Source organism: Hamadaea flava, assembly GCF_024172085.1.
GTDB lineage: Bacteria > Actinomycetota > Actinomycetes > Mycobacteriales > Micromonosporaceae > Hamadaea > Hamadaea flava.
The window spans coordinates 2,100,694-2,117,246 of sequence record NZ_JAMZDZ010000001.1; the positions used below are offsets into that span (position 1 = coordinate 2,100,694).

16 protein-coding genes and 1 pseudogene are annotated in these 16,553 nt (G+C 68.4%); 14 read left to right on the forward strand and 3 right to left on the reverse strand.

Features of this window, described 5'->3' with window-relative positions; all coding sequences use genetic code 11:
- Positions 1 to 4: 4 nt before the first annotated feature.
- From HDA40_RS09865 to HDA40_RS42050, 6 genes and pseudogenes are all read left to right on the forward strand, one after another.
- The gene (locus tag HDA40_RS09865) at positions 5 to 364 is read left to right on the forward strand and encodes a hypothetical protein (protein ID WP_253754200.1); all 360 of its coding nucleotides are present in this window, start codon (positions 5 to 7) and stop codon (positions 362 to 364) included.
- Between the two features lie 185 nt (positions 365 to 549).
- Positions 550 to 756, forward strand: a complete 207-nt coding sequence (locus tag HDA40_RS09870) for a Mu transposase domain-containing protein (protein ID WP_253754202.1) — start codon at positions 550 to 552, stop codon at positions 754 to 756.
- An 84-nt stretch (positions 757 to 840) separates the two neighbouring features.
- Positions 841 to 1,113, forward strand: a pseudogene (locus HDA40_RS42045) (ATP-binding protein); the annotation flags it as partial.
- A gap of 215 nt (positions 1,114 to 1,328) precedes the next feature.
- A complete protein-coding gene (locus HDA40_RS09880; RefSeq protein WP_253754204.1) occupies positions 1,329 to 1,853 on the forward strand; it encodes a PadR family transcriptional regulator in 525 nt (174 codons plus the stop codon).
- Positions 1,850 to 2,578, forward strand: coding sequence for an ABC transporter ATP-binding protein (locus tag HDA40_RS09885; protein WP_253754206.1), 729 nt, complete (start codon positions 1,850 to 1,852; stop codon positions 2,576 to 2,578). Before HDA40_RS09880 ends, HDA40_RS09885 begins: the two co-directional genes overlap by 4 nt.
- A gap of 11 nt (positions 2,579 to 2,589) precedes the next feature.
- Complete coding sequence (locus HDA40_RS42050; protein ID WP_253754208.1) at positions 2,590 to 4,395, forward strand: FtsX-like permease family protein; 1,806 nt, start codon at positions 2,590 to 2,592, stop codon at positions 4,393 to 4,395.
- A gap of 264 nt (positions 4,396 to 4,659) precedes the next feature.
- Here HDA40_RS42050 and HDA40_RS09895 read toward each other — a convergent pair whose 3' ends face one another.
- Complete coding sequence (locus HDA40_RS09895) at positions 4,660 to 5,919, reverse strand: COG4705 family protein (protein ID WP_253754210.1); 1,260 nt, start codon at positions 5,917 to 5,919, stop codon at positions 4,660 to 4,662.
- Positions 5,920 to 6,161: 242 nt separating this feature from the next.
- Here HDA40_RS09895 and HDA40_RS09900 point away from each other — a divergent pair, with 242 nt between their 5' ends.
- The 3 genes from HDA40_RS09900 (at position 6,162) to HDA40_RS09910 (ending at position 8,653) form a co-directional block, all read left to right on the forward strand.
- Positions 6,162 to 7,346, forward strand: a complete 1,185-nt coding sequence (locus HDA40_RS09900) for an alpha/beta hydrolase (RefSeq protein WP_253754212.1) — start codon at positions 6,162 to 6,164, stop codon at positions 7,344 to 7,346.
- 223 nt (positions 7,347 to 7,569) lie between these two features.
- The gene (locus HDA40_RS09905; protein WP_253754214.1) at positions 7,570 to 8,106 is read left to right on the forward strand and encodes a phosphatase PAP2 family protein; all 537 of its coding nucleotides are present in this window, start codon (positions 7,570 to 7,572) and stop codon (positions 8,104 to 8,106) included.
- A gap of 130 nt (positions 8,107 to 8,236) precedes the next feature.
- Positions 8,237 to 8,653 (forward strand): hypothetical protein, encoded by a 417-nt coding sequence (locus HDA40_RS09910; RefSeq protein ID WP_253754216.1) that lies wholly within the window; start codon positions 8,237 to 8,239, stop codon positions 8,651 to 8,653.
- 15 nt (positions 8,654 to 8,668) lie between these two features.
- Here HDA40_RS09910 and HDA40_RS09915 read toward each other — a convergent pair whose 3' ends face one another.
- Positions 8,669 to 9,346: a response regulator transcription factor gene (locus HDA40_RS09915; RefSeq protein WP_253754218.1), complete on the reverse strand. Its 678-nt coding sequence runs from the start codon at positions 9,344 to 9,346 to the stop codon at positions 8,669 to 8,671.
- Positions 9,347 to 9,353: 7 nt separating this feature from the next.
- Complete coding sequence (locus HDA40_RS42055) at positions 9,354 to 10,754, reverse strand: sensor histidine kinase (RefSeq protein ID WP_253754220.1); 1,401 nt, start codon at positions 10,752 to 10,754, stop codon at positions 9,354 to 9,356.
- Between the two features lie 110 nt (positions 10,755 to 10,864).
- Between HDA40_RS42055 and HDA40_RS09925 the strand changes: the two genes are divergently transcribed.
- The 5 genes from HDA40_RS09925 (at position 10,865) to HDA40_RS09945 (ending at position 16,390) form a co-directional block, all read left to right on the forward strand.
- Positions 10,865 to 11,446 (forward strand): hypothetical protein, encoded by a 582-nt coding sequence (locus HDA40_RS09925; protein WP_253754222.1) that lies wholly within the window; start codon positions 10,865 to 10,867, stop codon positions 11,444 to 11,446.
- A complete protein-coding gene (locus HDA40_RS09930) occupies positions 11,443 to 12,183 on the forward strand; it encodes an ABC transporter ATP-binding protein (protein WP_253754224.1) in 741 nt (246 codons plus the stop codon). Before HDA40_RS09925 ends, HDA40_RS09930 begins: the two co-directional genes overlap by 4 nt.
- Entirely contained in the window at positions 12,180 to 12,875 is a 696-nt protein-coding gene (locus tag HDA40_RS09935) for an ABC transporter ATP-binding protein (RefSeq protein ID WP_253754226.1), read from the forward strand. Before HDA40_RS09930 ends, HDA40_RS09935 begins: the two co-directional genes overlap by 4 nt.
- Complete coding sequence (locus HDA40_RS09940) at positions 12,875 to 15,475, forward strand: FtsX-like permease family protein (RefSeq protein WP_253754228.1); 2,601 nt, start codon at positions 12,875 to 12,877, stop codon at positions 15,473 to 15,475. Before HDA40_RS09935 ends, HDA40_RS09940 begins: the two co-directional genes overlap by 1 nt.
- A gap of 228 nt (positions 15,476 to 15,703) precedes the next feature.
- Entirely contained in the window at positions 15,704 to 16,390 is a 687-nt protein-coding gene (locus HDA40_RS09945; RefSeq protein WP_253754230.1) for a VTT domain-containing protein, read from the forward strand.
- Positions 16,391 to 16,553 lie beyond the last annotated feature (163 nt).

The window sequence follows — 16,553 nt, forward strand, 5'->3', positions numbered from 1 at the left end:
TCAGGTGAACCGCTTGCGGCAGATGCGTCCACTCGAACTCCGGCCCGAGGCAGCAACTCTTCGATTGCGCCGCCTGATCGCCAGCCAAGCACTGCACATCGTGCTGGCTCACGACATCTATCAAGACCGCGACCTCTGCAGCTCTGCCATGCCGCCGTGTGACGGGCGTAACCACGCATCGATGCTTGACACCGAAATGTGCGATCGCGATGAGAGTGGGTACAGGCCTTTTGGGGGTGACGACATGTCTTCAACCACGAAGAAACTACTGTGGATCATCCTAGCGGTCGTCCTCGTCGCGCTGGTGATCTACGGCATCGTCGCACTCGGCGGCGGAAGTGGCGGTGGTGGTGGTGGCTATTGAGCAGCCACTGCTCGGCGTGCGCTAAGCGTCCCGAACAGACCGCTCGTCCGAATGTCGGCGCCGGTTGGAAGATGACCCCTATTGGGTTCCGGTTGAAAAGTGACCCCTTATCGCGAGCATGAGGAGGTGTTGAGCGTGGAGGACTGGGCGGAGTTCGCCGGTTGCGCCGGTCTGAGGGTTTGCCGGTGCATCCGTCGGTGATCGGCCGCCGGGTCGACGTCACCGCCGACCTCGAGCAGGTAACCGTCACCGCGTCCGGCGTCCCGGTGGCCCGACATGATCTTTGCTGGGCCAAACACCAGACCATCACCGGCCCTGGTCATCGCACCGCCGCTGCAATCCTGCGCCAGCACATCAACGCCGAACCAGCGGAGCAGACAGCGGTGCAGTAAAGGGACCTGGCCGGCTACGACCGCATCTTCGACACCGGCGATCTGCAGGCGGTGGTGTGATGGCGACCAAAAACTCATCGTGAGGTGACCTCTGAACTGGCGTTCCTCACTCGGGCGTTGAAAGCACCGTCGTTGGCCGCCGCTGTTCCCCGTCTGGTCGAACGGGCCACGGCAGAGTCCTGGAGTCATGAGGAGTTCCTGGCCGCCTGCCTTCAGCGGGAGGTCGCCGCCCGCGAGTCCCACTGCGGTGAAGGCCGTATCCGCACAGCCCGGTTCCCCGCCCGCAAATCGTTGGAAGAGTTCGACTTCGACCATCAACGGTCGGCCGACCGCAAGGAGATCGCTCACCTGGGCACCCGTCCTGACGGCGGGTCCGGACCGTGCAGCCGCAGACATCCTCACGTCCGCGACGGGGGTTCCCCCGGCCGCCGGAGAACTCCTGGCGGCACATCGGGGCACAGGTGTGGCGGCCGCGGGCACGTGGAGCGGGTTGGGTCCGGGTAACAATTCAGGCTTGACAGCCTCCATAGCTAACGGTTATCTGTATAGCTAACAGTTATCTGGAGGCGGTTGTGCAGGACGTGGTGCTAGCGCTGCTGGCGAAGGAACCTTCGCATGGGTATGAGCTGAGGGCGCGGCTGTTGGATGCGCTTGGCCCGCTGGGCGATGCGCTGAACGCTGGGCAGATCTACGTGACGCTCGGACGGCTGGAAAAGGCAGGCCTGGTCGCCTGGGAGCGCGCCGAAGGGCTGCCAGACCGACCCGATCGCAAGGTGTACGCGCTGACGGCGGCCGGGCAGCAGCGTGTGTCCGAGTGGCTCACGGTTGTCGACTGGCCTGGTCTGGTGCCCACCGAGTTCCAGCTCAAGCTCGTGGCGGCGGCTGCGGCCCGGCTCGCCGACCCGATCGCGCTCATCGACGCCCAGCGCAGGGAATTGCTGCGGCGCCTGCGTGATGCACAAGGTGCCGCGCTGAAGGAAGACGACGATTCACCGGCGGCCCTGCTGCTGGAAGGCCTGGTACTGCGGCTGCAGGCGGATGTGCGCTGGCTCGAGGCATGTGAACGGTATTGGACGACACGGAGGGCAGGCAGATGAGCACAGTGCTGCGGGTACGCGACCTCACCAAGACGTTCGGACGAGGCGAGGGCCTGGTCCGCGCGGTCGACGGCGTCGACCTCGAGGTCGCACAGGGTGAGACCGTGGCGGTGATGGGCCCGAGTGGATGCGGCAAGTCGACGCTGCTGTACTGCCTGGGCGGCTTGGACCGGGCCACGGAGGGAGAGATCGAGCTGGCGGGCAAGCGTATCGATCAGATGGGCGAGCGCGCCGTGGCCCGGTTGCGGCGCGATGCGGTCGGGTTCGTCTTCCAAGCCTTCCATCTGATGGACGAGCTGACAGCGGTCGAGAACGTCGAGGTGCCGGCGCTGCTGGCCGGACTGTCGTCCCGGGCGGCCCGCAAGCAGGCAGTCGGACTGCTGGACCGCGTGGGTTTGGGCGACCGGGCAGGATTTCTGCCCTCGGCGCTGTCGGGGGGCCAGCGTCAACGCGTCGCGGTCGCCCGCTCGCTGATCAGCAAGCCGCAGATCGTGTTCGCAGACGAGCCGACCGGCAATCTCGACAGCTCGTCGGCTGTGGACGTGTTGCGCCTTTTCGACGACCTCCATGAGTCCGGGCAGACACTGATCATCGTCACCCATGACGCACGGATCGCCGCTACCGCGGACCGGCTCATCACCATGCGCGACGGCGCTTTCATCGACCAGACCATCCTGACCGGCGGCGCCCGTGGCAACGTCAGCGCCCTGGCCGGACTGGAGTGATCATGGGACGTGTGCGCCTCATCTTCCGACTGGTGTTTCGTGACCTGCGCCGGCGCCCCTTCGACGCAGTCACCGTGGTACTGGTCATCGGCGTCGCGGTCACCGCCCTGTCGGTCGGCCTGGGTCTGCGCGGTGCGACCGAAAACCCGTACAAGCAGACGCGGCAGGCGGCCGCCGGCCCGGACGCGGTCATCAGCTTCCTCAACGTCGAGGATCGCGACGTCGACCAGGCCACGGTGGACAAGCTTGTCCGGTTGCCGGGCGTGACTGGGCACAGCGGCCCGTTTCCGATGGTGTTCACCACCATGCAGGCCAACGGACGTCAGATGAGCGTGACCGCGGAAGGCCGTGCCACCACGGCGACCGCGATCGACCAGCCCTACGTCACTGACGGTGCCTGGATCGGCCAAGGCCAGGCCGTCATCGAACGGGGTTTTGCACAGGCGATGGGCATTCGCGTCGGTGACCAGATCACCCTCGGTGGTCGCGCGTTCCAGGTGGCCGGTCTTGCGGTCACCGCCGCGCTGCCCGCCTACCCGTCCAACATCTGCCACATCGCGTGTAACGCGCCGGTGGAGGGCCCACACGGGCGCGGCGCACCTGACGTCGGCCTGGTCTGGATCGACCAACCGCAGGTCGCCGCGCTGGCCAGCAGCACCAATCCGCGGACGTACTTGCTGAACCTGACCTTGGCCGATCCCGGCAACGCTGAGGCGTGGGTGGAGAGCATCCGTATGGATCCGGCGACGGCGGGCGGGCCGGGACTCTACCCGATGGCGTGGCAGACCATCCAGGATGCCGACAACGGTCTCGTGCAGACCGAACAGGTCGCGATGCACGTCAGCGCGATCTTACTGTCCCTGCTGGCAATCGCTGGGATGGCGGTGCTCGCCGGGCGGCGGATGGTCGATCAGACGCGCCGGGTGGGCCTGCTCAAAGCTATCGGTGGCACGCCCAACCTCGTCGCTGGCGTGCTGCTGGCAGAACATTTGCTCCTCGCGCTGATCGCCGCCGCCCTCGGCGCCGTCATCGGCAGGCTGCTGACGCCGTCGATCGCCGGGATCGGCGCGGGTCTGGTCGGATCGCCCGGCGCGCCGGTGCTCAGCCCCTTCAACATGCTCCTGCCGTTGTTCGTCGCGGTCGCGGTGACTGTGGCGGCGACAGCGCTGCCGGCGTTGCGGGCTGGAAGCACCAGCACCGTTCGGGCCCTGCACGATCAGCCGCGCACGCCGCGCCGACGGCCGCTACTGGTCCGGTTCTCTGCGAAGCTTCCCGTACCGCTGCTGCTGGGCCTGCGCCTGCTCGCCCGCCGCCCGGCACGAGGGCTGCTCAACACGGCCACCGTCGCCATCACGGTCACTGGCATCGTGGCGATCTTCGCCACCGCCGGAGTCGACCTCGCCGACGGGCCGGTGACTCGGGCGCAACGGCTGACCGACCTGACGCGGATCATCACCGTCCTGCTCATCATCGTCGCGGCCGTCAATGTGCTGTTCATCGCATGGGCGACCATCGTCGACGCGCGCCGCACCATCGCACTAGCACAGGCATTCGGGGCGACAGCCGGTCAGATCCGCGCCGGGATCACCGCAGCACAGCTGCTGCCGGCGCTGCTGGGTACTCTGCTCGGCGTGCCGCTGGGCCTGTACCTGTACCGGGCTCTGGCCCAACAGCCGACACTGACCATCCCACCCGCGCCGCAGCTGGCGGCTATTGCCGCTGGCACGCTGCTGGCCGTTGCGGTCCTGACGGCAGTGCCTTTGCGCATCGCTGGACGCGGGCCGGTCAGTGTGGCCCTGGCAAGCGAGCACATCTGATCCTGCGGCATGGATGCAGGGGGGCGTCCCCCGGTTCCCACGGCGGACGCCCGTGCCTTCTGTGGCGCTTCCAGCGTCGCGAGGATCGCAGACCGCCGTCTGGGCCAACCGACGGTCTGATGATCAGGCCATCCGCCTGGCCGTCGCGCCTTCGCTGGGTTGTGCGCTGGATACACCGTCGTGTGCGGGCCCAGCGGAATCGTCTGTACCGTCCGGGCGTCAGTTTGCCGCCCGGACGGTATACACCGTGGCGTCGGGACTTCGTCAGGCGCCGGCGAGAGAGGTGAGCAGGGCGGTGAGCGCTTTCTGCTCTGTGGCCTTGTCCTTGTGGGACGCCCGCATCGCGCTGAGGACCGTGTCGATCTGCTCGTCGAGGAATGTCCACGCCTTGCGGTCGAGTGGCTCGAGTTTGGGTTGATCGTCGTCCCAGGTGGTTTCGAGGTCGGTGATCCTCGCGGTGGCGCCGGCTTGGTCTCCCGCTGTGAGCTTGTCCAGCGAGTCCTGAGTGATTTCGCGTAGGGCTGTGAGGTCCGCCGCTGGGAAGTGCTGGGTCGCCTGCTGCGGCGTCATGTCGGCGACGGCGGAGCCGGGTCCTTCCTCGCTGGTGACGGCGGCGTGTGGCTGTGCTGCGGCCCAGGTCAACAGCACGGCTGTGGCGAGCGCGACGACGCTGAGGTAGCCCAGCATGATGCGTTCTCGTGTACGGGGTGCGTTCACCGCCGAACGCTGCGGTTGTTGCCGTGTCTCGATGACGTCTCGGCGGGTAACAGTCAGGTAGATGACGGTGGCGAGGATCGCGGTGAGGAACACGATGCTGGTGATCGCGGTGCCGAGGCCGAGACCGTGGTCGGCGGTGTCCGACGCCAGCCAGTCGCCGAGGTTCGCGCCGAGCGGGCGGGTGAGGATGTAGGCGACCCAGAACGACAGCACCGGATTCGCCCCGAGCCGCCAGCCGAGTACGACCGCGGCGATCAGGCCCGCCGGCAGCAGGGTCGACACGCCTGGTCCCCAGCCGGTCAGTTCGAGAGTCCAGTCGCCGACGGCGGTGCCGAGTGCGAACGTGACGAGCACCGCCAGCCAGTAGAACGCCTCGCGAGGCCGGGTGACGATGCTGTGGATCGACAGGGTGCGTTCGCGGGCGTACCAGGCGCCGAACACGACACCGAGGACCGCGGCGCAGACGCTGGTACTGACGGCGAGGGGTACCTGCAGGTCGTCGGTGAGGATGTCGGTGTACAGGGTCCCGGTGATGCTGATGACCACGACCGTCAGCCAGTACGGCAACGGCTGGTAGCGGCGCAGCCGACATTGCCATGTCACGACGACGGCGAGTACGGCGGTGAAGATTAGGGAGGTGTTCTCCAGCCCCACGCCGAGTGTCATGTTGATCCAGTCCGCGAAGCTCTCCCCCACGGTGGTGCACAGGATCTTGATGATCCAGAACCAGATGGTGATCTCGGGGACCTTGTTCAGCATCGCCCGCGTGGACGCAGGCGTTCGACCGGCCGTCAGAGTTGTCGTCATGGTCGCGCAGGCTAGGTAAAGCTGCCTTAGAGGCGCCTGAGTTCGATGCGCCACGAGGTGCTTGACCTGGCGGCAACGGCGCCCTAAAGCCTGTTCGCTAAGTCGGGTGGCTGGGAGGCCGCGCGCTTCTCGGGTGTCGCCACCTGCCGGCCGCAGCCGTCCCTCCGAAGGGTTTTGGCGACCTGGCCTCGCGAGCTGAGCAATTCTCGCCCGGAGTGCACTGGTCGTCTTACCGTGTCGGCATGGCTGTCCAACGTCGGCGCTTCAGCAGACCCTTGCGATGGTCGGTGGGAATCCTTGCTGGGATCGTCCTCGTGGCCGCCGGTGCGGCGGTAATCGCGCAGGTCGCCCGGCAACGCCCACGGACCCTGCCCACACCCACGGGTTCGTATCCGGTGGGCCGGTCGACGCGGCAGTGGACCGACCCAGGCCGACTCGACCCACTTGCCCCGCAGCCGGGCCAGCATCGTGTTCTGTCGGTGTGGCTGTGGTATCCGGCCGGGCCGGTGTCCGGGCCGACCGCCGCGTACGCGCCCGGGGCGTGGAGCAACCTGCAACAGCAGGGGTTTCTCGGTGGGCCGCTGGATGCCATCAGCACCAGCGAGTACGACGATCCGCCCGCTGCCGATGGCCGGTTTCCGCTGGTGGTCCTGGAACCCGGTTTAGGCCTGTCGGCCCCGCAGTTCACCACCGTCGCGCAGGATCTGGCCAGCCATGGTTTCGTGGTGGCCGGGGTGACGCCGACCTTCAGCGCTAACGTCACCGTGCTGGACGGGCGAGTGGTCGGCCGCACGGCGAAAGGCAACCCTGACAGCGAGTCGGCCGACGTCCTCGGCCCGCTGGTGCAGATCTGGGCAGCCGATGCCCGTTTCGCCGCTGCACGGGTGGCCGCCCTGCCCGGCGATGATCGGCTCGCCGGGCATGTCGACACCAGCCGTGTCGCCTACATCGGGCACTCGCTGGGCGGCGCGTCGTCGCTGCAAGCATGCCACGACGATCCGGACTGTGCCGGCGCCGTCGATCTGGACGGCACTCCCTATGGCCCTGTCGGCTCCGCCGGCCTGGACAAACCGTTCCTGCTGCTCAGCTCGCAGGATGGGTGCGTAGCCGGGACGTGTGCGGCGGGAACGGGCACCGACCATGAACCGATCGAGTCAGCCGCCCGTTCGCTGCTGGCCGCCTCGAGCGGGCCGAACTGGCGCTACGCCCTCGCAGGAGCCCAGCATTTCAACTTCACCGACTACAGCGTGTACTTCTTCCTACCCCCGCTGCAGCATCTGCTCGGCCAACTCGGCACGATCAACGGCCGGCGAGCGTTGGAGATCACCGATGCGGTCGTCTTGGCTTTCCTCGACCACGTGGTACGTTCCGGGCCGGCTCCGGACACACTCGAGGCCCGCTACAGCGAGCTGAGGTCCTTCCCCTAGGCGTACGGCTGGTGCTCTGCCCGCCGCCTATTGCCTGTGTTCGGGCCGCGTAACCGCCTCCGGCAACGATCTCTGCGAGTCTGACATCAGGACCGGATTGTGGATGCGGTGTACCACATCGCCCGCGATGGCCGGTGCGTTTCTGCGGCTTCTGCCGTTCATCGGATTTTCAGCTGTGGGTCATTAGCGTGCCGGTGGTGAACGAAGGAGCTGGCCACCACCTATGAACTACAGCCTGTTTTCGCTGATCAACGGATGGGCCGGTCGCAGCGACGGTCTCGACGACGTGATGGAGTTCCTCGCCACCGCGTTGATCTATGTCGTGTTCGCGGTCGCCGCAGGGCTCGTAGTCCATGCCCTGTTTCGGCGTCGGCTGCGAGCGCTGGCGCTGATCGGGGCGAGCCTGGTGCTGGCGTTCGCGGCCGCCACGATGGTTTCGCACTTGAGTGGTCAGGTGCGGCCATTTCAGACGCATCGTGTGCATCAGCTGATCGCCCATACGGCGGGGGTGTCGCTGCCCAGCGATCATGCGACGGCCGCTTTCACGATCGCTGCCGGAATCGGGGTGTTCCTGCATCGTGGTTGGGCGCTTGCGCTGGGTGTGTGCGCGTTGGCCATTGGCTTCGCCCGGGTGTGGGTGGGTGTGCACTATCCGGGCGACATTCTGGCTGGGTTCGTGATTGCTGTCGCCGCGGTGGTGGTCGTCGCGGTTGCCGACCGATTTCTACGACGGCGGCAAGCGCACGCGCAAGCCCTGTGACCCGCCGCATCCGCTGCAGGTCACAGCGTTGTCTGCCTAGGTGCCTGGCTGTCGATCCAGGCAGGCACAAGTGCGGCAGGACTGGTCGTCACACCCAACCCTTGTCGCTGGTCCGCGCCGGGTTCTGATCGTGTCGGACAGCTTCGGATCCGGGCACGATCGTGCGGCGTTGCCGATCGCGGGGCGACTGCACGACCCTGGCGTCGAGCTGGCGATCGTGGATCTGGTGGACCTGATGCTTGCGGGCGCGGTGATGTTGCAGGCTCACCGGCTGCGGATCGATCGGCTGCCGGTCACCTGGGACTGGCTGCTGGCCGCCTGTGTTCAGTCGGCCAGCTTTCGGACGGCCCGCCGGTCTGTGCTGGGCACCGCAGGCCGGCTAAGGCAGATCGCCGAAGCTCTACATCGGGCCGGTCGGGTGCCCGCGCTCAGCAGTGGCGCTCACGCTGCTCTCCGTCATCCGGCGGCGGCCACACCTCCTACGACGAGCACGGACATCATCGAGCAGATCCGTGCCGTCAAAGATCTGGCCCTGTCTCCCGTCTGACGGAGTCCGCGCGGGTCAGTCCGGCTTGGATGCGATCCGGTAGCCCGCCCCGCGGACGGTCTCGATGGTCGCCCGGCCGTAGGGTTGATCGATCTTCTTGCGCAGATACATGATGTAGACCTCGACGATGTTGTCGTCGCCGTCGAAGCTCATGTCCCACACGTTCTCGATGATCGCGCGTTTGGACATGACGTCGCCCTTGTGGCGCATCAGGAATTCCAGCAGCGCGAACTCGCGCGTGGTGAGGGTGATCTGGTCGCCGGCCCGGGTGACGGTGCGGGCGGCCGGGTCGAGGACGAGGTCATCGGCGGCCAAAACGGTCGGGCGTTGGCCGTGGCCGCGGCGGGCTACCGCGCGCAGGCGGGCGAGCAGGACGACGAAGGAGAACGGTTTGGTCAGGTAGTCGTCGGCGCCCAGGTCGAGGGCGTCGGCGAGGTCGTATTCGCCGTCTTTCGCGGTGAGCATGATGATCGGTGTCCAGATCTGGCGCTGGCGCAGGGTCCGGCAGACTTCATAGCCGTTGAGGCCGGGCAGCATGATGTCCAGGATGATCGCGTCATAAGTGTGCTCGGTCGCCGCCCATAGCCCGTCGACGCCGGTGGCCATGACGTCGACCGCATAGCCTTCTGCAGTCAGGCCGGCTTTGACGACGGCGGCGAGGTTGGCTTCGTCCTCGACGATCAGTACGCGCATCGTTTCCTCATAAGGTGGTGGTGTAGTCCAGGGGCAGGCGCAACTCGAAGCGGGCGCCACCCAGCGGTGAGTCGGTGACGGTGACCGTGCCGCCGTGGCGATGGGCGATCTCCCGGGTGATGGCCAGCCCGAGTCCGGTGCCGCCGTCGTCGCGGGCCCGGCTGGCATCCAGGCGTACGAAGCGTTCGAAGATCCGCTCACGTTCCGGTGGCGGGACGCCAGGCCCGTCGTCATCGACGATCACACGAGCCGTTGTGCTGTCGGCGGTCACGGTGAGCGTGATGGTGGTGCGGGCGTACCGGGCGGCGTTGTCGCACAGGTTGGTGACGGCACGTTCGAGTTCGTGGTCGTCGCCGGTGATCCGGACCGGGGTGACCTGGCCGGTGACGGTCACGTCGGGGCGCGAGCCGATCAGCCGCAGCCGCGACCGGTAGGCGATGTCGTCGAGGTCCACGTCGTTGCGGCGGGGGTGCAGGCCGTGTTCGTCGACGCGGGCCAGCAGCAGCAGGTCGGCCACGAGCCGGGAGATGCGGTCGGTTTCCGCGCGCAGCCGGGCGACGTCTTCGCCGGTGACGTTGGCCGGGGTGAGCAGTTCCAGACCGACGTGCAGCGCGGCCAGCGGGCTGCGTAGTTCGTGGCTGGCGTCGGCGACGAACCGGCGCTGGGCGTCGGCGGAGGCGTGCAGCCGGTCCAGCATCGCGTTCATGGTTTCGGCGAGTGCGGCTATCTCGTCTTGGGTGTTCGGGACCGGGACGCGGGCTTGCAGATCGCGGGCGGTGATGCCGGCGACCCGGCGGCGGATGGCCTCGACCGGACGCAGCGTGCGGCCGACGAGGATGAACGTGGCCGCGCCGACGACCACGGCGAGGATCGGCATGCCCACCGCGGTCAGGCGTGAGATCAGCTCGATGGCCTCGTTCACCGGCCGCAGGGACTGGGCGACCAGCACAGTGCGGCTGCCGTCGTCGGTGGCCACGGTCGTGGCGACGATGCGGAACGGGTCTTCGCTGTCCGGCTGCAGGTATGCGGTCTCCCAGGTGGTCGCCTCGACGGCCGGGCGCTGGGTGAGGATGGGCGGCCGCTGGGCCAAAACTGGGGAGGCGGCCACGACCTTGCCACTGGAGTTGACGATCTGAACGAGGGTCTGATCCCCGGCGGCCGGGCGCAGGGTCTGATCGAGCAGCCCTGGGTCGCCGGATTTGATCGCGGCCACGACCTGCCCGGCCCGTTGGCTGGCCGCGTCGTCGATGTTGCTAGTGAGGGTGTGACGGGCGATGATGACCAGCCCGACGGCGGCGAGCCCGACCGCGGCGAGGACGACGACCGCGGCGGCGAGGGAGGTGCGTACCCGGACGCTGCCGAGACGGGCGCGGGCGGCGCCCGCCGCCCTTTTCCAGGTCGCGGTCACCTTAAGAAGAGTACGGACCGGTGGCTTAGTCTCCGCTGAACCGCACCTGCCACCTCGCCGCCCGGGCGTTTCAGGCGGGTCTCAGGACGCACTGCCTAGCGTCGGCAGGTATGACCACGATGCGACTTCGATGGGCGGCTGCCGCGGCCGGTTTGGCGGGCCTGCTGGCGGCGGGTTTGGCCGCCTGCGGTGGGCCTGCCCCGGTGTCGTCTGCACCGAGCGACTCCAATCCCATCGGCGACATTCCCGACAGCCAGGCGTTCGTCACCTATTCAGGTCTGCCGGGGTTCACCATCAAAGTCCCGGAGGGCTGGGCGACCACCACTGATGCGGACGGCTCGACCGTGCTGACCGACAAGCTCAACAGCATCCGGTTGCGGGAAAGCCACACGGCGACCGCGCCGAACGAGGACAGCGCCCGTACGGACCTGGCAGATCTGAAGACGCACGCTCATGGATTCGCCGGCGGAGCGGTGTCGACGGTGTCACGCCCGGCCGGGCCGGTCATCCTGACGACCTATCGCAGCGACGCCCCGGCCGACCCCGTCACCGGCAAGATCATCAATGATGATGTGGAACGGTACCAGTTCTTCCACCAAGGGTTGCTGGTCACGGTCACGCTGGCGGGCCCGCACGGTGCCGACAACGTCGACCCCTGGCGGATCGTGACCGACTCGGTGGCCTTCACATGAGCCGCGTCGGCGCCCTCGACACCAACTGCGGCGACCAGCCGGGCGCAGCTGCGCAAGTCCTGACGGCGCATCGGCTGTTCCGGTTCTATCGGGCGGCCGGTGAGGAGATATTCGCATTGGTCGGGGTGTCGCTCAGCGTCGACGCCGGTGAACTGGTCGCCGTCGCGGGCCCGTCCGGGTCCGGCAAGTCGACGCTGCTGGCGTTGCTGGGCGGGTTGGACGAGCCGGACGGTGGTTCGGTGGTGGTCGATGGATTGGTGATCAGTCACCGGCCGGAAACCGAGCGGGCAGCGATCAGAGCCCGGTCCGTCGGCATCCTGTTCCAGTACGGCAACCTGCTGGACCATCTGACGGTCGGGCAGAACATGCGGTTGGCCGCCCGCCTGTCCGGTACCACCGTGGCGCCGCCGGACGTGTCCGGTCGCCTGGCTCAGGTCGGCATGGCCGGAACCGAAAATATGCTGCCGCGGCAGCTGTCAGGCGGCCAGGCCGCCCGGGCGGGGCTGGCGGTCGCGCTGGTCAACGATCCACCGGTTGTGCTGGCCGACGAGCCCACCGCGGAGCTCGACTCCGGCAGCGAGCGGCAGGTCCTGGGCCTGCTGCGCCTGGCCGCAGACGGCGGCACCGCCGTCGTCATCGCCAGCCACAGCCCCCGCGTGCTGGCTGTCTGCGACCGGGTGGTGCACCTGGCCGACGGTCAGATCAGCCGCATCGACCAGCTGGGGGAGGTCCGGTGACCGCCCCGCAGCAGATGACGCCCACCCTCGTCGCGGCCGCTCGCGCCGAGTGTCGGTTCGGATCGCTGCGTGCCGTACGCGACGCGACGTTCGCCATCCGCGCCGGACAGCAGATCGCCGTGACCGGCGTGTCCGGCTCGGGTAAGTCGACGCTGTTGCACCTGATCGCCGGGCTGCTACCGGTCGCGGCGGGTTCGATCACCTGGCCGGGTCTGTTGGGCGACCCGAGGCTGGACCGGACACTGATAACGGTGGTGTTCCAGCAGCCCAGCTTGCTGGAGTCACTGACTGTCGTGCAGAACGTCCAACTGCCGTTGCTGCTGGCCGGTCACGCCGAGCCGCAGGCGGCCAGGGCCGCCGAAGCCGCATTGGCGATGGTCGGGATCGGCGATCTGCGTGACCGGATGCCCGGTGAGCTGTCGGGCGGGCAGGCTCAGCGCGCCGCCGTCGCCCGGGCCATCGCCGCCCGGCCGCGGTTGATCGTCGCTGACGAGCCCACCGGCCACCTCGACCATGACATCGCCCGGCACGTCATCGGCACGTTGCAGCAGGCAGCGAGATCCGCCGGCGCCGCGCTGGTGGTGGCCACCCACGATCCGGCCGTGGCTGGCGCCTTCGCCCGACGCTGGCACATGCGCGACGGGGACCTATTCACCGAGCCGGCCCCCACCACCGTCCAAGAGGCACCGTGATGCTGTTGTTGTGGATGTCTGGTCTCATCCGCCGCCGTGGCGCACGGATCGTGGCCGCCGCGCTGGCCGTCGCAGCGGCGGTCGCACTGACGGCGTACCTGGACCAGTTCGTGACCACGTCACAGTCGTCGATGACTGCGCGGGCGGTCAGCCGGGTCGCCGTTGACTGGCAGGTCGCCGTGTCCCCCGGCGCCGACGTCGCGAAGGTGCGGTCGGCGGTCACCACGCAGCCGGGCACCGCCGCCGTGTTTCCGGTCTCCTACGCGCGGCTTCCCGGGCTGTCGGCGCGCAGCGGCGACGAGCAGCACACGACCGCCGACGCCGTCGTTCTGGGAATTCCAGCCGGATACCGGGACGTGTTCGCGGGTCAGATCAGGGTTCTGTCCGGTGATCCGGCCGGGGTGCTGATAGCCCAGCAGACCGCGTCGAACTTGCATGCCGCGCCGGGATCGCAGGTCGCCGTGCACCGTCCCGGTCTGCCGCCGGCGACGGTCACCGTCGGCGCGGTCGTTGATCTGCCGCAGGCTAACACCCTGTTCCAGGATGTGGACGCGCCGCCGTCGGCGCAGCCGACCGCGCCACCGGACAACGTGCTGATCCTGCCATCTGCGTTGTACAGCCAGGTGATCGTGGGCCCAATGGCGTCGTCCCACGGGCAGGCGCTGTCGACGCAGCTGCACGTGCGCCGTGATCACCCGCTGCCTTCCTCCCCGTCGGCCGCATATGTCGCGGAGACCGCCGCCTCGCACCACCTCGACGCGGTGCTGCACGGGCTCGGTCACACCGGCGACAACCTGGCCGCCACCCTCGACGCGGCCCGTTCCGACGCCTCGTACGCGACGGTGTTGTTCTTCTTCCTGGGCTTGCCTGCAGTGGCGGTCGCAGCGGGGATCACGGCGGTCATCGCCGCCACTGGCGCGACTCGCCGGCGCCGCGACTATGCCCTGGCCCGCACCCGCGGGGCCACCACCGGCCAGCTGCTGCTGCTGGCCGGCGGCGAAGCGGCCCTGGTCGCGGTGCTGGGCTGTCTGCTCGGCATCGCCGCAGCCGCTGTGGGCGGTGGCGCCGCAACCGGCGGGTTCCGGTCCGCTGCGCTCGTGGCGAGTCTGGCCGGGATCGCGGTCACCGTCGTGTCGGTGGCCGTCCCGGCGTGGCGCGAGGTGCGGTCAACAGAGATCCACGCGGCACGCGCCGTCGTCGCCACGCCACGCCGAAAGGCGGTCTACCCAGTCGCCGCAGTGGTGTGCGCGGCCATGAGCGCACTGGTCTGGCAGCACACTCGCGGGCACAGCTACAACCTGGTCCTCGCCCCGGAAGGAGTGGCGGCGATCTCGGTCGACTATGGGGCGTTCACCGCACCGGCGCTGCTGTGGATCGCGGTAACCAGCGGCGCGTACGGGCTGACCATGGTGCTGCTGACCCGCGGCCGGCCGGTCGCCGGTGCGCTGGTGCGCGTCTGGACCGGCCGACCGCTGGCGGCAACCGGCACGTCGATGCTGACCCACCAGCGGGCGCTGATCGCCCGCACGGTGACGCTGCTGGTGGTCACCCTGGCATTCGCCATCAGCACAGCCACCTTCACCCGCACCTACCAGCAGCAGGCCACCGTCGACGCCCGGCTGACAAACGGCGCGGACGTGACCGTCACCACGACCGCACCGGTCGAGACCGTCGCATCCGTGGCCGGTGTCCGCTCCGCGCAGCCGCTGCAGCACCGGTACGCCTACGTCGGCGCGGATCTGCAAGACCTGTTCGGGGTTGACCCAGCGGGCATTCGCACGGTCGGGCTGCAAGACAGCTGGTTTACCGGCGGGTCAGCTAACCAGCTGCTCGACCGGCTGGCCCGGCAACCCGACGCGATCTTGGCTTCGGCCGAGACGGTCGCCGACTATCAACTGCGACCGGGTGACCCGATCACGTTGCGGATCAACGGCTCCGGCACCGCGGCATCGACGGCGACGTTCCACTACGCCGGCGTGGTCACCGAGTTCCCCACCGCGCCGAAAGACAGCTTCTTCGTCGCCAACGCCGCATACCTCAATCACGTCGGCGGGGCGCCGACCACGACCACCTACCTGGTCAGCGCAGCCAGACCGGCGGCCACCGCCCAAGCCATGCGGAAGCGACTCGGCGCGCAGGCCACGATCACCGACATCACCACCACGGCAGCCACCATCGGATCCAGCCTCACCGCCGTCGACCTGACCGGCCTCGCCCGGATCGAGACGTCGTTCGCGATCGTCCTGGTGCTGGCCACAGCCGGGCTGCTGTTCGCGCTGACACTCGCCGAACGGCGGCGCACCTTCACCCTGGCGGCCCTGATCGGCGCCCGCCGCCGGCACCTGTTCGGCTTCGTGGCCGCGGAGGCGTTCGTAATCATCGTCGCCGCGCTGGTGCTGGGTGCCGCGTCCGCCGGGATCATCACGGTGATGCTGGTGCAGGTGTTGCACGGAGTGTTCGACCCGCCGCCGGACCATCCGTCGGTCGCGTGGGCGTACACCGCCCTGGTCGTCGCCGCGGCGATCGGATCCCTGGCTGTGGCGGCGCTGTTCGGCGCCCGGCACGCGCGGCCGGACCCCGAGTTCGCCCGCGAGCGGTGAACCGCGGCGAGGGCCCGCCCGGGTGGGCCAGGTCACGGCAGGCGCGGTTCATCGGATTCTCAGCTTCGCCTCCATAACCTACTGCCCTGTAGGAGCAGACCTGCTCATATGCGGGATGTGCCCAGGTCGGCGGCGAGAAGCGGCCGCTCGACGGCGGCGACCCACGCAGCCGCTTGGGGCACCCGCCGAAAGACACCGATATGACGGCCGCCGGGGAGGATGGACATGGTGAGTCAGCTCGCCTCGACCACGTCTGGGGTGCTCGACCCCACACAGCTGATCTCGGCGTTCGGGCTGATCGGCATCATGGTGATCGTCTTCGCCGAGTCGGGTCTGCTTGTCGGTTTTTTCCTGCCCGGCGACTCGCTGTTGTTCACCGCTGGCCTCCTGGTGGCTTCGGATCGCTACCTGCACTACCCGTTGTGGGTGGTGATCGCGGCGATCTGCGTCGCGGCGATCATCGGCGACCAGGTCGGATATCTGTTCGGGCGCAAGGTCGGTCCGGGGCTGTTCCGTAAACCGGACGCCCGGCTGTTCAAGCAGCGATACTTGACGCAGGCCCAGCATTTCTTCGACCACCACGGCGCCCGGTCGATCGTCCTGGCCAGGTTCGTTCCGCTGGTACGCACGTTCGCACCGATCGTCGCCGGCACCGCCGAGATGCGCTACCGCACGTTCGTCCTCTACAACATCGCCGGCGGTGTGGCCTGGGGAACCGTGGTCACCGTCGCCGGCTATTTCCTCGGCCAGCTGCCCGTGGTGGCCAACAATATCGAGGTCATCCTTGTAGCGATCGTCGCGGTCTCGTTCGTCCCGGTCGCGATCGAACTCTTGCGGGGGCGGCGACGCGCCCGCAAGACTGCGGCGGGTTCGAAGCCCGCAGACGGTCCCGCGGCAGATACGCCGCAGCCGTGATCACCGCATCGACCACACGAAGGGCTGGCGCAGGTGATTACTACGGTGACGGGCCCGGCCAGGCACGGGTGGCTCGCTGTTTCCCGTCTGCCACCGATGGCGAGCAGCCGAGGCGTCACCTGGTCGCCCACATCCGTGATTGTCACGGTCGCCGTCGTGCTGT

Coding starts and splice junctions, on each gene's coding strand:
- HDA40_RS09925 (WP_253754222.1), top strand. CDS start 10,865: ATGACCACGATGCGACTTCGATGGGCGGCTGCCGCGGCCGGTTTGGCG.
- HDA40_RS09905 (WP_253754214.1), top strand. CDS start 7,570: ATGAACTACAGCCTGTTTTCGCTGATCAACGGATGGGCCGGTCGCAGC.
- HDA40_RS09895 (WP_253754210.1), bottom strand. CDS start 5,919: ATGACGACAACTCTGACGGCCGGTCGAACGCCTGCGTCCACGCGGGCG.
- HDA40_RS09885 (WP_253754206.1), top strand. CDS start 1,850: ATGAGCACAGTGCTGCGGGTACGCGACCTCACCAAGACGTTCGGACGA.
- HDA40_RS09900 (WP_253754212.1), top strand. CDS start 6,162: ATGGCTGTCCAACGTCGGCGCTTCAGCAGACCCTTGCGATGGTCGGTG.
- HDA40_RS09940 (WP_253754228.1), top strand. CDS start 12,875: ATGCTGTTGTTGTGGATGTCTGGTCTCATCCGCCGCCGTGGCGCACGG.
- HDA40_RS09930 (WP_253754224.1), top strand. CDS start 11,443: ATGAGCCGCGTCGGCGCCCTCGACACCAACTGCGGCGACCAGCCGGGC.
- HDA40_RS09915 (WP_253754218.1), bottom strand. CDS start 9,346: ATGCGCGTACTGATCGTCGAGGACGAAGCCAACCTCGCCGCCGTCGTC.